10 protein-coding genes are annotated in these 13,111 nt (G+C 71.2%); 8 read left to right on the forward strand and 2 right to left on the reverse strand.

All coding sequences use genetic code 11. From position 1 onward, the window contains the following. Nucleotides 1–45: 45 nt before the first annotated feature. Nucleotides 46–795: a YaaA family protein gene (locus ASD56_RS15070; protein WP_055967702.1), complete on the forward strand. Its 750-nt coding sequence runs from the start codon at nt 46–48 to the stop codon at nt 793–795. A gap of 1 nt (nt 796) precedes the next feature. Here ASD56_RS15070 and ASD56_RS15075 read toward each other — a convergent pair whose 3' ends face one another. Further along, on the reverse strand, nt 797–1,291 hold the full coding sequence (locus ASD56_RS15075; RefSeq protein ID WP_055967705.1) for a DUF4282 domain-containing protein: 495 nt from the start codon (nt 1,289–1,291) through the stop codon (nt 797–799). A gap of 157 nt (nt 1,292–1,448) precedes the next feature. Here ASD56_RS15075 and ASD56_RS15080 point away from each other — a divergent pair, with 157 nt between their 5' ends. From ASD56_RS15080 to ASD56_RS15110, 7 genes are all read left to right on the forward strand, one after another. Then, on the forward strand, nt 1,449–2,219 hold the full coding sequence (locus ASD56_RS15080) for a hypothetical protein (RefSeq protein ID WP_055967708.1): 771 nt from the start codon (nt 1,449–1,451) through the stop codon (nt 2,217–2,219). 77 nt (nt 2,220–2,296) lie between these two features. Further along, entirely contained in the window at nt 2,297–3,286 is a 990-nt protein-coding gene (locus ASD56_RS15085; RefSeq protein ID WP_055967711.1) for an aldo/keto reductase, read from the forward strand. Nucleotides 3,287–3,407: 121 nt separating this feature from the next. Beyond that, nucleotides 3,408–5,141 (forward strand): ABC transporter ATP-binding protein, encoded by a 1,734-nt coding sequence (locus ASD56_RS15090; protein ID WP_055967715.1) that lies wholly within the window; start codon nt 3,408–3,410, stop codon nt 5,139–5,141. Then, nucleotides 5,138–7,183 carry an ABC transporter ATP-binding protein gene (locus ASD56_RS15095; RefSeq protein ID WP_082541524.1) on the forward strand — a complete coding sequence of 682 codons (2,046 nt, stop codon included), beginning with the start codon at nt 5,138–5,140 and terminating at the stop codon, nt 7,181–7,183. The genes ASD56_RS15090 and ASD56_RS15095 overlap by 4 nt, the downstream gene beginning before the upstream one ends. A 51-nt stretch (nt 7,184–7,234) precedes the next feature. Continuing rightward, complete coding sequence (locus tag ASD56_RS15100; RefSeq protein ID WP_055968167.1) at nt 7,235–8,071, forward strand: PP2C family protein-serine/threonine phosphatase; 837 nt, start codon at nt 7,235–7,237, stop codon at nt 8,069–8,071. Nucleotides 8,072–8,131: 60 nt separating this feature from the next. After that, nucleotides 8,132–10,969, forward strand: a complete 2,838-nt coding sequence (locus tag ASD56_RS15105; protein WP_055967718.1) for an FtsK/SpoIIIE domain-containing protein — start codon at nt 8,132–8,134, stop codon at nt 10,967–10,969. 172 nt (nt 10,970–11,141) lie between these two features. Continuing rightward, nucleotides 11,142–11,972 (forward strand): serine protein kinase RIO, encoded by an 831-nt coding sequence (locus tag ASD56_RS15110; RefSeq protein ID WP_055967721.1) that lies wholly within the window; start codon nt 11,142–11,144, stop codon nt 11,970–11,972. Nucleotides 11,973–11,992: 20 nt separating this feature from the next. Here the strand turns inward: ASD56_RS15110 and ald are convergent, their stop codons facing one another. Next, complete coding sequence (gene ald / locus ASD56_RS15115; RefSeq protein ID WP_055967724.1) at nt 11,993–13,108, reverse strand: alanine dehydrogenase; 1,116 nt, start codon at nt 13,106–13,108, stop codon at nt 11,993–11,995. Between the last annotated feature and the right edge of the window lie 3 nt (nt 13,109–13,111).

A 13,111-nucleotide genomic window follows, 5' to 3' on the forward strand; every position in this document is an offset into this window, starting at 1 on the left:
CGGTCCCCGCACGGGGGCCGGCCGAGACGTCTTTCCGGGAGCATCATGCTGATCCTTCTTCCGCCGTCCGAGACCAAGCGTCCCGGCGGTCGCGGGCGCGCGCTGGACGCGGCATCCCTCGCCTTCCCGTCCCTCGCGCCGCAGCGGGCGGCCGTCGTCGACGCGCTGGTCGCTCTCGCCGGCGATGAGGACGCGGCGATGCGCGTCCTCAAGCTCAGCGCCGGTCAGCGAGGCGAGATCGAGGCGAACGGGATGCTGCGGGACTCGCCCACGATGGCCGCCGTCGACCGCTACACCGGCGTGCTTTTCGACGCCCTCGACGCCGCCTCGCTGCCGGCGGCGTCGCGCCGGTGGCTCGGGGCTCACGTGGCGATCCACTCGGCCCCGTTCGGCCCGGTGGGCGCGCTCGATGCCATCCCGGCCTATCGGCTCGGCGCGGCCGCGTCGCTTCCGGGGCTGCCCGGTCTCAAGCGGGTGTGGGCGGATGCCGTGACCGCCGCCATCGAGGACAGCACGCCGCGATTCGTCCTCGACCTCCGGTCCGAGGCGTACGTCGCTCTGGGTCCTGTGCCCCGGTCGGTCGCGTCGGTCTACGTGCGCGTGGTCTCGGACGACGGCGGCGGCGCGGTGCGCGCCCTGAATCACTTCAACAAGCACGCCAAGGGAGCGCTCGTGCGCCGGCTGGCGCAGGAGCGTCCCCGCGTCTCGTCGCTCACCGGACTGGTCCGCTGGGCGGATGCCTCGGGCCTGCGGGTCGAGTCCGGCGAGCCGGGCGAGATCAGGCTGTTCGCCTGACTCAGCGCCGCGTGTGCTGCGCGGTGCGCTCGGTGTTCTCGGCGATGGCGATGAGCGCGACGACCGCCTCGATCACGAACCTCAGCGCGATGATCGAGATGAAGGCGACCAGCGGGACGATGATGACGGTGGCGATGATCGCCGCGATGCCTGCGCCGGTGTTGAGCCACAGCAGCGAGACGCCGCCGACGATCCCGTTCACGAGATACACCACGAAGCCGATCGCGATGGCGATGAGGCCGACGAGGTAGAAGATGCTCGCGAGGCGGCGCGTGATGAACGTGCGGAAGCTCAGGTCGAACAGCGCCGAGAAGAACCCGCGCCCGACGGCGGTGGCGTCGTCGTGCAGCGACGTGGGGACTCCGGTGTTGTCGGGATCGGTCGCAGGGTCGTACACGGGAGCCGCTGACGACGATCCGGGGGCGCCGATCGCCCGAGCGGCCTCGGCGGCGGGGCGGTCCGGAAGGGGCGGGACGGGAGGGGTGGCGTCGGTCATGATGCTCAGGCTACCCACCGGACGCCCGGATGGTCAGCCCCCGAAACGGTCGTGTCTGCTGACATGCGGTCTGCGGCATCACTAGCATGTGACCTGCGGGGCATGAGCCCCTGCGGCGCGTCGGGTGCGCCGCACATCGACTCTTGGAGGTCGCTACATGTACGACGACTACGGAACCGGAGCGCTCGTCGCGTTCTACCTGGTGCTCATCCCGCTGCTGTTCCTCTTCGCCATCGCCGGTTACGTGGTGGGCTCCTTCTTCTTGATGAAGATCTTCGAGAAGGCCGGGGTGCAGGGCAAGTGGCGCGCGTGGGTGCCCGTCTACAACCTGATGATCTTCGCCAAGCTGGGCGATCTCTCGCCGTGGGTGATGCTGGCGGCCGTCGTCGCATCAGCCGTCCTCGGACAGATCCCCGGGATCGGCTTCATCTTCTCGCTCGTCCTCGTGGCAGCCATGGTCCTGGCAGGCTGGCGCGTCGGGCTCAAGCTCGGCAAGGACTGGCCGCTGCTGCTGCTGTGGCTCATCCCCGGTGTCGGCGGACTGATCTGGCTCGGCATCCTCGCCTTCTCGCACACGCCGTGGAACCCCAACATTCCGCGTGCTGCCTGGGCGGACTCGTTCCTCAAGGACACCGTCGTGTGGGACGGCGTCCCCGTACAGCCCGGTGCCCCCGTCGGCCAGGCTGGACCGGGAGCCGCGGCACCGGCCGGCTACGCTCCGCCGGCCGGCTACCAGCCGCCGACGGGCTACCAGCCGCCGGCCGCCTACACGCCGCCCCAGGCTCCTGCCGCGCCCGCCGGCCCGGCGACACCGCCCCCGGCAGCGGCACAGCCGCCTGTCACGCCGCCCCCCGCGACCGAGCCGCCCGCGTGGCAACCGCCCGCCACGGACGAGCCGCCCGCGGCGCCCGACGCCCCGCGGCCGTAGCGCATCCGAGAACCCCTCGCCCTCGTGGCGAGGGGTTCTCGCGTCCCCGGCGGGTCCTCGCGGGCTAACGTGGACGGATGACCACCGCCTCCTCGCGCCGCGTCGGCGCCTCCGGACTGCTCGTCTCCGCCGTCGGCCTCGGTTGCAACAACTTCGGCCGCCCCGGCACCCGCACCGAGACGCTGGAGGGCACCCGCGAGGTGCTCGACGCCGCCATCGACGCGGGTGTGACGTTCCTCGACACCGCGGACATGTACGGCAAGGATCCCGGGCTCTCGGAGACTCTCATGGGGGAGGCCCTGCGCGGCCGCCGTGACCGTGTGGTGCTGGCGACGAAGTTCGGCCACTCCGGCCGCGACATGGGCTACGGGGTGTCGGGGGCGAAGGCGTCCCGCACCTACGTGCGACGTGCGGCCGAGGCATCCCTCACCCGTCTGCAGACCGACTGGATCGACCTCTATCAGCTGCACACCCCGGACCCCGAGACGCCCATCGAGGAGACCCTCGATGTTCTCGGCGACCTCGTGCGCGAGGGCAAGGTGCGCTACATCGGGCACTCGAACCTGTCGGGCTGGCAGATCGCCGAGGCGCACTACGTCGCGGCGCAGCGCGCCGGGGTGCCGTTCGTGTCGGCACAGAACCACTACAGCCTGCTGGCCCGCGCCGCGGAGCGCGAGGTGCTGCCGGCGGCAGAGCGGTTCGGTCTCGGATTCCTGCCGTTCTTCCCGCTGCACAACGGGCTGCTGACGGGCAAGTTCTCGCGCGACCACGCGCCGGCGGACTCCCGCATCATGCGCCAGCGGAAGCACGTGTGGGAGGAGGCGCCGTGGGATGCCCTCGAGGCCTTCCAGGCGTTCTGCGACGAGCGCGGCATCACCATGCTGGAGGCCACCTTCGGCTGGCTGCTCTCGCGCCCCGCGCTCGCGAGCGTGATCGCGGGCGCTACGAGCCCGGAGCAGGTGCGCGGCAACGCGGCTGCCGCGACGGCCTGGGTGCCGACGACCGAGGACCTGGCCGCCATCGACGCCCTGTTCCCGCTGCCCGAGGACCCCGGCGCCAAAGTCTGACCCCTCCACGTCACGGTTCGCCGAGGGCGTACGCGCACTGTTGTCACGCCCCGGTGACGGGGCGTAGCGTCGCAGTCTGTGCGCGCGCCGCGATCGCGGCCGGCGCAGCGAAGGGACCCTCGTGCTCGGAAAGCTCCTGGTGCGCTATCTGCGCCCCGCCTGGTCGCTCATCGTCGCGGTCGTCGTGTTCCAACTCGCCCAGTCCATCGCGTCGCTGCTGCTGCCGACCCTCAACGCCGACATCATCGACAACGGCGTCGTCACCGGTGACATCCCCTACATCTGGGAAACCGGCGGCGTCATGCTCGCCGTCAGCCTGGTGCAGGTGGCCTGCGCGATCGTCGCGGTGTACTTCGGGTCACGGCTGGCGATGGGGATGGGTCGCGACGTCCGACGCGACATCTTCCATCGTGTGGTCGCCTTCTCGCAGCGGGAGGTCGGTCAGTTCGGCGCCCCGTCGCTGATCACCCGCAACACGAACGACGTCCAGCAGGTGCAGATGCTCGTGCAGGTGTCGGCGACCCTGATGATCTCGGCCCCGATGCTGGCGATCGGCGGAGTGATCATGGCGGTCCGCCAGGACGCCGGACTGGCGTGGCTGATGGCGGTGGCGATCCCGGTGCTCCTGATCATCGTCGGGCTGATCGTGTGGCGGATGGTGCCGGCCTTCACCACGATGCAGAAGCGCATCGACCGGGTGAACCAGATCATGCGCGAGCAGCTCACCGGCATCCGGGTGGTGCGTGCCTTCGTCCGCGAGGACGAGGAGCGTGCCCGCTTCGCCGGCGCGAGCGACCAGGTGCAGGAGACGGCGCTGCGGGCCGGCAACCTGATGGCCCTGATGTTCCCCGCGGTCATGCTGGTGATGAACGTCTCGAGCGTCGCCGTGATCTGGTTCGGCGCCTTCCAGGTGCAGGACAACGGCGTCGAGATCGGCACGCTGTTCGCCTTCCTGCAGTACCTGATGCAGATACTGATGGGCGTCATGATGGCGACGTTCATGTTCGTGATGATCCCGCGGGCCGCCGTGTGCGCGAACCGCATCGGCGAGGTCCTCGACACGGCGCCGTCGGTCGCCGCGCCATCGGCTCCGGCATCCGTCCCGGCTGCGTCAGGACGCGTCGAGTTCGCCGATGTCGACTTCGCCTATCCCGGGGCCGAAGACGCCGTGCTGCACGACCTCAGCTTCACGGTGCCGCCGGGCTCGACGACGGCGATCATCGGCTCGACGGGCGCCGGCAAGACGACGCTGGTGGGGCTGGTCGCGCGCCTGTTCGACGTGACGGCGGGCGCCGTGAAGGTGGACGGCATCGACGTCCGCGAGTACGACCCCGACGAGCTCTGGCAGCGGATCGGCCTGGTGCAGCAGCGGGCGTTCCTGTTCTCGGGCTCGATCGCCTCGAACCTGCGGTACGGCAACGCCGAGGCGACCGACGAGGAGCTGTGGGACGCCCTCGAGCTCGCCCAGGCGAAGGACTTCGTCGCGGCACTCGCCGAGGGGCTCGAGGCGCCCGTCGCGCAGGGCGGCACGAACCTGTCGGGCGGGCAGCGGCAGCGCCTCGCGATCGCCCGGGCCCTGGTGAAACGCCCCGAGGTGTACATCTTCGACGACTCGTTCTCGGCCCTGGATCTCGGAACGGATGCCGCGCTCCGCCGCGCGCTGGACACCAGGCTCCCCGATGCCACGCGGATCGTCGTGGCGCAGCGCGTGTCGACGATCCGGCACGCCGATCAGATCATCGTCCTCGACCATGGCCGCATGGTGGGCCTGGGCACCCACGACGAGCTCGTCGAGACCTGCGAGACCTACGCCGAGATCGTGGAATCCCAGCTCGCGGCGGAGGCGGCGGCATGACCAGCGTGCAGCGGGGTGCGCCCCAGCGGATGCCGATGCAGCGAGGGCCCATGGGCGTGGCGACCGGCGGAGAGAAGGCGAAGACCTTCGGCCCGAGCGCGAAGCGACTGCTCGGGACGCTCCGCACCGACCGCGCGGCGCTCGTGATCGTGCTGATGTTCTCCGTGGTGTCGGTGGCGCTCACCGTGATCGGCCCGAAGCTGCTCGGCAACGCGACGAACGTGGTCTTCGCCGGCTTCATCTCGCTCCAGGTGCCCGCGGGCGCGACCAAGCAGCAGGTGGTCGATCAGCTCGTCGCAGACGGGAACCAGGATCAGGCGAACATGATCGCCGCGATGGACTTCACGCCGGGCGCGGGGATCGACTTCACCCAGCTGGCCTGGATCCTCGGCGGAGTCCTCGCGGTGTACGTCTTCGCGAGCATCTTCGGCTGGCTGCAGGCCCGCATCCTCAACGGCGTCGTCCAGCGCGCCATGCACCGGCTGCGCCTGGACGTCGAGGGCAAGATCCACCGTCTGCCGCTGGCGTACTTCGACAAGGTGCAGCGCGGCGAGCTCCTCAGCCGGGTGACGAACGACGTCGACAACATCGGTCAGACCATGCAACAGACGCTCTCGCAGGTCGTGATCTCGCTGCTGACGGTCGTCGGCGTGCTCGTCATGATGTTCGTCATCTCGCCGCTGCTGGCCGTGATCGCGCTGGTGACGATCCCGCTGACGATCGCGATCACCGTGGTCGTCGCGAAGCGCTCGCAGAAATTGTTCGCCGCGCAGTGGAAGTCCACCGGGACGCTGAACGCCCGCGTCGAGGAGACCTTCTCGGGACACTCCATCGTCAAGGTGTTCGGGCACCAGAAGGAGGTCGAGGCGGACTTCCTGGCCGAGAACGAGGAGCTGTACCGGGCGAGCTTCGGCGCCCAGTTCATCTCGGGCATCATCATGCCCTCGATGATGTTCGTCGGAAACCTGGTCTACGTCGCGATCGCCGTGGTCGGCGGACTGCAGGTGGCCGCAGGCCTCCTCTCGATCGGTGACGTGCAGGCGTTCATCCAGTACTCGCGCCAGTTCACGCAGCCGCTCAGCCAGCTCGGCTCGATGGCGAATCTGCTCCAGTCCGGGGTGGCCAGCGCAGAGCGCGTGTTCGAACTGCTGGACCAGGCGGAGGAGGATCCGGATGCCGATCCCGCCGAGACCGCGGATGCCGCAGCCAGCCGGCTGGCGTTCGAGGGGGTCTCCTTCCGGTATGCGGCGGACAAGCCCCTCATCGAGGATCTGTCGCTGGCGGCCGAGCCCGGCAGCACCGTCGCGATCGTGGGTCCGACCGGGGCCGGCAAGACGACCCTGGTCAACCTCATCATGCGGTTCTACGACGTCGACGCCGGGCGCATCACCCTCGACGGAGTCGACACGCTCCTCATGACCCGCGACGACCTGCGTGCCCGCACCGGCATGGTCCTGCAGGACACGTGGCTCTTCTCCGGCACGATCCGCGAGAACATCGCCTACGGGCGGCCGGATGCGTCGGAGGTGGAGATCGTCGCCGCGGCCACCGCCGCGTACGTGGACCGCTTCGTCCATGCCCTCCCGGACGGCTACGACACCGTGCTCGACGACGAGGCCACGAACCTCAGCGTGGGGGAGCGCCAGCTGATCACGATCGCGCGCGCGTTCCTGGCCGATCCCCGCATCCTGATCCTCGACGAGGCCACCAGCTCCGTCGACACCCGCACGGAGCTGCTGATCCAGCGCGCGATGTCGCGCCTGCGCGCCGATCGCACAGCTTTCGTGATCGCGCACCGCCTGTCGACGATCCGCGACGCCGATCTCATCCTGGTGATGGAGGACGGATCGATCGTCGAGCAGGGCACGCACGACGAGCTGCTCGTGGCCAAGGGCGCCTACTGGCGCCTCTACAACGCGCAGTTCGAGGCCCCGATGGACGAGGAGGTGCTCGAGGACCCGATCGCCGTCGGCGTCTCGTCGTCCGGCGCGTCGCACGCGATCGGCGCCCCGGCCGCGACAGAGGAACCCACTAGTATGTGAGGACGAAGCAGGCCGTCCGGCCTCGCGACAGCCGATGTGGGAGGACAGGGCGTGCCCGAGGTATCCACCCACTCCCAGACGGTGAGTGTGCCCGGCGGGTCACTCGTGCTGTCGTGGGCCGCAGTGACCGACACCGGACGCCGCCGCGAAGTCAACCAGGACGCGCTCCTCGCGGTCTTTCCGCTGTTCGTCGTCGCCGACGGCATGGGCGGGCACGTCGGCGGCGAGATCGCCAGCGCGTCGACGATCGACCGGCTCAAGCCGGTCGCCGAGGCCGGCTCGATCGACCCCAAGGCGATCGAGAAGGCCATCGAGCGTGCCGTCCGGGACATCGCCTCGCACCCGGAGGCCACCGACGACGGGACCGGCACGACGCTGACCGGCGTGTACCTCGACACCAGCGGCGACGCCCCTCATTGGGTCACGCTCAACGTCGGGGACTCCCGGGTGTACCTGCTCCGTGACGGCTCGATCGTGCAGATCACCACCGACCACTCGGTCGTTCAGGAGCTCATCGCCTCGGGCCGGCTCAGCCCGGAAGAGGCCGAGAACCACCCGTACGGCAACGTGATCACACGCGCGGTCGGACCGAGCGAGGGCGTCACGCCCGACTACGTGCGGCTCGACGTCGCCGACGGCGACCGCTTCGTGATCTGCTCGGACGGGCTCACGAAAGAGCTGACCGACTACGGCATCCGTCACTTCCTCGACGAGAATCCCGACCCGGCGGATGCCGTGGCGGCGATGCTCGACGCCGCGCTCGAGAACGGGGGCCGCGACAACGTGACGGTCATCGTGCTCGACGTCTCGTGGCCCTCCGACCAGGCCGATGCCGCCGATGGCGCGGCCGACCACGACGACTCCTCCCCAGCCCACGGCGAGAGCTGACGCATCCCCGATTCCCCGGTTCGCCGGGGGAGTCACGCTCAGGCGCGCTGAACTGAGGGCGTGCGTCACTCCGCTTCACCGCCCACCCCGTCGCCGTTCGAGTCGCCCGACGTCATCTCGTCCGAGCCGCTGAGTCTTCCGGATGCCTGGACGGCGCCGCCGCGCCCGCCCGTCCCCATCGTCGCGGCATTCGTCCCGATCGTGGGCGCGGTCGGGCTGTGGCTCGTCACGGGGTCCGTGCTGTCGCTGTGGCTGGCCCTGCTGGGGCCGCTGATCGCCGTCGCGACGCTCGCGGATGCCGCGCGCAGCGCCCGGCGCGGGAGGCGCCGGCACGAGCGCGACGCCGACCGGGCGCGTGCTCAGGTCGCCCGGGCCATCGAGGATCGCCACGGCGAGGAGCGACGGCGCGCGCGGGCCCGTCACCCCGACGTGGCGGCGTTCCTGGCCCGCGACGACGAGGTCTGGAGGGATGCGCCCTGGCGGACGGGCGCTCTCCTGATCGGTCAGGGCGACGTGGTCAGCGATGTCCGGGTGACAGGCGGCGAGGGCGACGCGGCGGCGGCCGCCCTGCGCGCACGGGCCTCACGGCTGCCGGAGGCGCCGGTGGTGCTTCCGGCCTCGCGCGGTGTCGCGGTCGTCGGCCCCGAAGTGCTTGGTGCCGCGGTCCAGCGTGCACTCGCGGTGCAGCTCTGCCTCGCGGCCCCGCCGGGCGAGCTCGCCCTCGTGGGAGCGCTGCGCGGCGACCTGGCGTGGGCCGAGCGCATGCCCCATCGTCGCCGGGGCGGGAAGATCCGCCTGGCACTGGTCTCACCGGGAGAGCAGATCCCCGCGGACGCCGACATGGCGATCGCCCGGTGCATCCCGGGCGAGCCCTTGCCGCCGCGTTGCGGGGCCGTGCTCACGGTGCGCTCGCTCGATGACGCCCGTGTCGCGTTCGGGAGCGATCCGGTCGTGGTGCGTGTCGAGGCCGTGGCCGTCGAGCAGGCCGAGGCGATCGCGGGAATGCTGTCGACCCGGGCCGAGCGCGCACTCGGGCTGCTTCCGGCATCCGCGGGCCCGCTCAGGCTCGGTTCGCTGCCCGATGCGACCGTCGACCGACGGCCGGGCGCACTCGCCGCGGTCGTGGGTCTGGCGGGACCGGACCCGGCCGTGCTCGACCTCGTCGCGGACGGACCGCACGCCGTCGTCGCGGGTGTGACCGGGTCGGGCAAGAGCGAGCTGCTGATCACCTGGATCCTCGCGCTGTGCCGCAGCCACTCCACGCGTGAGGTCACCTTCCTCCTCGCCGACTTCAAGGGCGGAACCGCCTTCGACGCGCTCGCCGGCGTTCCGCACGTCACCGGCGTGCTCACGGACCTCGACGGCACCGGGGCGAGGCGCGCCATCGAGAGTCTCCGCGCGGAGATGCGCTGGCGCGAGGCCACGATCGCCGGAGCCGGCGCGCGCGACGTCCTCGACGCGCGGGTGGAGGTTCCCCGGCTGGTGATCGTGGTCGACGAGTTCGCCGCGCTGCTGGGCGATCACCCCGAGCTGCACGCCGTCTTCACCGATGTGGCAGCCCGCGGCCGGGCGCTCGGCATGCACCTGATCCTGGGTACGCAGCGGGCGTCCGGGGTGATCCGCGACGGTCTGCTCACGAACTGCCCGCTGCGGGTGAGTCTGCGCGTGACCGACGCGGCGGACAGCCGCACCGTGATCGGCACCGACGACGCGGCCCACCTGCCCGGTGGCGTGGCCGGCCGCGGTCAGGCCTTCGTTCGGCGGGCCGGCGACAGCGCGCCGTACGCGGTGCGCGCCGCTCTGTCGGAGCCCGCGGATGTCGAGACGGCTGCGCTGATGGCCGGCGACGAGATCCCGCGCCGCCCCTGGCTCCCGCCGCTGCCGCAGCGCGTGACACTCGACGAGCTCCGAACCCGTGCACCGGGAGGGGACGACCTGCTGCTCGCACTCGTCGATGAGCCCGAGCGCCAGCGTCAGCGCGTCCTCGGCCTGAGCCGACGGGAGCGGGCGCTCCTCGTGATCGGCGGACCCGGTTCCGGAGTGTCGAATACGCTGTCGCTGCTGGCCGCGCAGGCGGATGGTGACGTGATCCGTCTGCCCGGCGGGGGCGAGCCGCTGTGGGACGCGGTCGCCGAGCTCGCCGCGCACCCGCCCGCGCCTGGCACGCTGATCGTCGTAGACGATCTGGACGCTCTCGCCGGGCGCCTGCCGCCGGACCATGCGCACGTCGTGCTCGAACGGATCGAGGACCTTCTCCGCCGTGCCGGCTCCGCGGGCCTGCTCGTTGCGGCCGGTGCGCATCGAGCCGGCGGCACGGTCTCGCGCCTCGTCGACCACTTCCCGCGCCGGCTTTTCCTGCCGTTCCCCTCGCGCGCCGAGCACGTCGCCGCCGGAGCCGACCCGGCGCGCTTCGATCCGGCCGCACCGGCCGGACGCGCGGTGATCGACGGCGCTGCGGCGCAGATCGCGCTCAGTCCTCCCGTTCCGGTCGAGATCGTGCACGCCCCTGTTGCCTGGCATCCGCGCGCCGGGCTCACGGGCCTTGCCATCCGCCGGTCACCGGCTGCACGCGCGGTCCTGTCGCAGTGGGAGCAGGACGGGATCCGCGCGGTGGCGCTGGACGACCATGTCGCGGACCCGTCCCGCTCCGGCGAGGGGCCGGTGCTGCTCGTGGGCGAGCCGGACGACTGGCAGCGCAACTGGCGGCTGCTCTCCGAGGTGCGGGGAGACCACGACCTCGTGATCGACACCTCGTGCGCGGCCGAATTCCGGCTGCTCACCGGTTCGCGCGAGCTGCCGCCCTACTGCGAGGCGGGCCGGGGAAGGGCATGGCTGCTCTCCGCCGGCGCCGACGCCGTGCGCATCGTGTTGCCCCGGCCCTCGGAGACGATCGCATAACGGTTGACGGCTGCGCGAGTCGCGTGTGGGTAGTGTGTCACCCGACCGCAAGACCGATGACGACGAAGGGAGTCCGTGATGGCCGTTGTTGCAGCGAGCCGTGCCCGCATCCCTTCCTTCGAGGTCACCGTCTGAATTCCCGGTGGCCTCCGTTCTCGGAGAACACCACCACATGTCGTTCGACACCATCTTCGGCGCATCCGCCGAGTCCCTGCAGTTCCTCGACGCCGAGCCCGGCGATGGCCAGCGCTGGTCCACCTGGCCCTCCGCGTCGCCGACCGAGCGCGGCCCGCTCCCGCATCCCGCCTGGCTCGAGACGTCCGCCGGCGCCTTCGACACCGAGCTCGGCATCGTCAAGACCGGGAAGGAGGCCGACGTCTTCCTCCTCGAGCGGGCCGTCCCCGGACGGGACGGCTGCGCCCTCGCGGCCAAGCGCTATCGCGGGGCCGGACGCACCGACTTCCACCGCTCGCACCAGTACGAGGAGGGACGACGGTTCCGCAACTCGCGCGACGCACGCGCGGTCGCCGGCAAGTCCGCGCACGGTCGCTCGGTGGCCGCAGTGCACTGGGCGGCCAACGAGTTCGCCGCGCTCTGTACCGCCTGGGATGCCGGCATCCCGGTTCCCTATCCTGTCCAGCTGAGCGGCACCGAGCTGCTCATGGAGTTCATCGGCGCCGGGCGGACGGCGGCGCCGCGTCTCGCCCAGGCCGGACTCGACAAGGACGGTTACGCGGATGCCTTCAGGCAGGTCGAGGCGCTTCTGGTGGCGTTCGCGCGCAGCGGCTACGCCCACGGCGACCTCTCGGCGTACAACCTGCTGTGGCACGACGGACGGGTGGTGGTGATCGACCTTCCTCAGATCGTCGATCTGGCGGCCAACCCGAACGGCCTGGACTTCCTGCACCGCGACGTCGTCAACGTCTGCGCCTGGTTCGCCCGCAAGGGGGTCGACGCCGACGCGGAGGAGCTCTTCGCCGGGCTCGTCGCCCAGCTCTGGTGAGCCGGGCGACGAGTCGCGGGTCAGGCCAGTGCGGTCTCGAGCGAAGCGAGGTCGAGGCCGTGCGCCGTCGCGACGCCGGCGTTGACCACCGCGCCGCCCATCGTGTTGAGACCGGCCGCGAGCGCGGCATCCGCTCGCAGTGCGTCCCGCCAGCCGTGACGCGCGATCTGCCGGATGTAGGGGAGGGTCGCATTGGTGAGGGCGGAGGTCGAGGTGTTCGGCACCGCACCGGGCATGTTCGCGACGCAGTAGAACACGCTGCCGTGCACCGAGAAGGTCGGGTCGGCGTGCGTGGTCGGACGGGTGTCCTCGAAGCAGCCGCCCTGGTCGACGGCGATGTCGACGAGCACGCTGCCGGGCCGCATGCGCGAGACCATCTCATTGGTCACGAGCTTGGGAGCCTTCGCGCCGGGGATCAGCACCGAGCCGATCACGAGATCGGAGTCCACGACCGCGCGATCGAGGTCGAACGGGTTGGAGGCCGCCGTCTTGACGCGACCCTGGAAGTGGTCGTCGAGGAAGCGCAGCCGCTGGATGTTCGTGTCGAAGATGGTGACATCCGCGCCCATGCCCGCCGCGATGACGGCCGAGTTCGCGCCGGCGACGCCGCCGCCGATCACGGTGACGCGTGCCGGGCGGGTGCCCGGGACGCCCGACATCAGCAGGCCGAGTCCTCCGGCGGAGCGCATCAGCGTCGAGGCGCCCACGATGGGCGCGAGGCGGCCCGCGACCTCGCTCATCGGGGCGAGCAGCGGGAGTCCGCCGCCCGCGACCTGGACGGTCTCGTACGCGATCGCGGTGACTCCGTCGCTCACGAGTCGGTCCGTCAGCGGCCGGTCGGCGGCGAGGTGGAGGTAGGTGAACAGCACGAGGTCGTCGCGGAAGTACCCGTACTCGCTCGCGATCGGCTCCTTGACCTTGAGCAGCAGCTCGGCGCGCGCCCAGACCTCGGCGGCGTCGTCGAGCAGGGTCGCGCCCGCCGCCTCGTACTCGGCGTCGGGCATGGACGAGCCGAGGCCCGCGCCGCGCTGCACGAACACCTCGTGGCCTACCGCGACCAGATCGTGAACCCCGGCCGGGGTCATCGCGACCCGGTACTCGTTGTTCTTCACCTCGGTGGGGACGCTGATCCTCATCGT

The sequence above is a fragment of the Microbacterium sp. Root166 genome, from assembly GCF_001427145.1.
Lineage (GTDB): Bacteria > Actinomycetota > Actinomycetes > Actinomycetales > Microbacteriaceae > Microbacterium.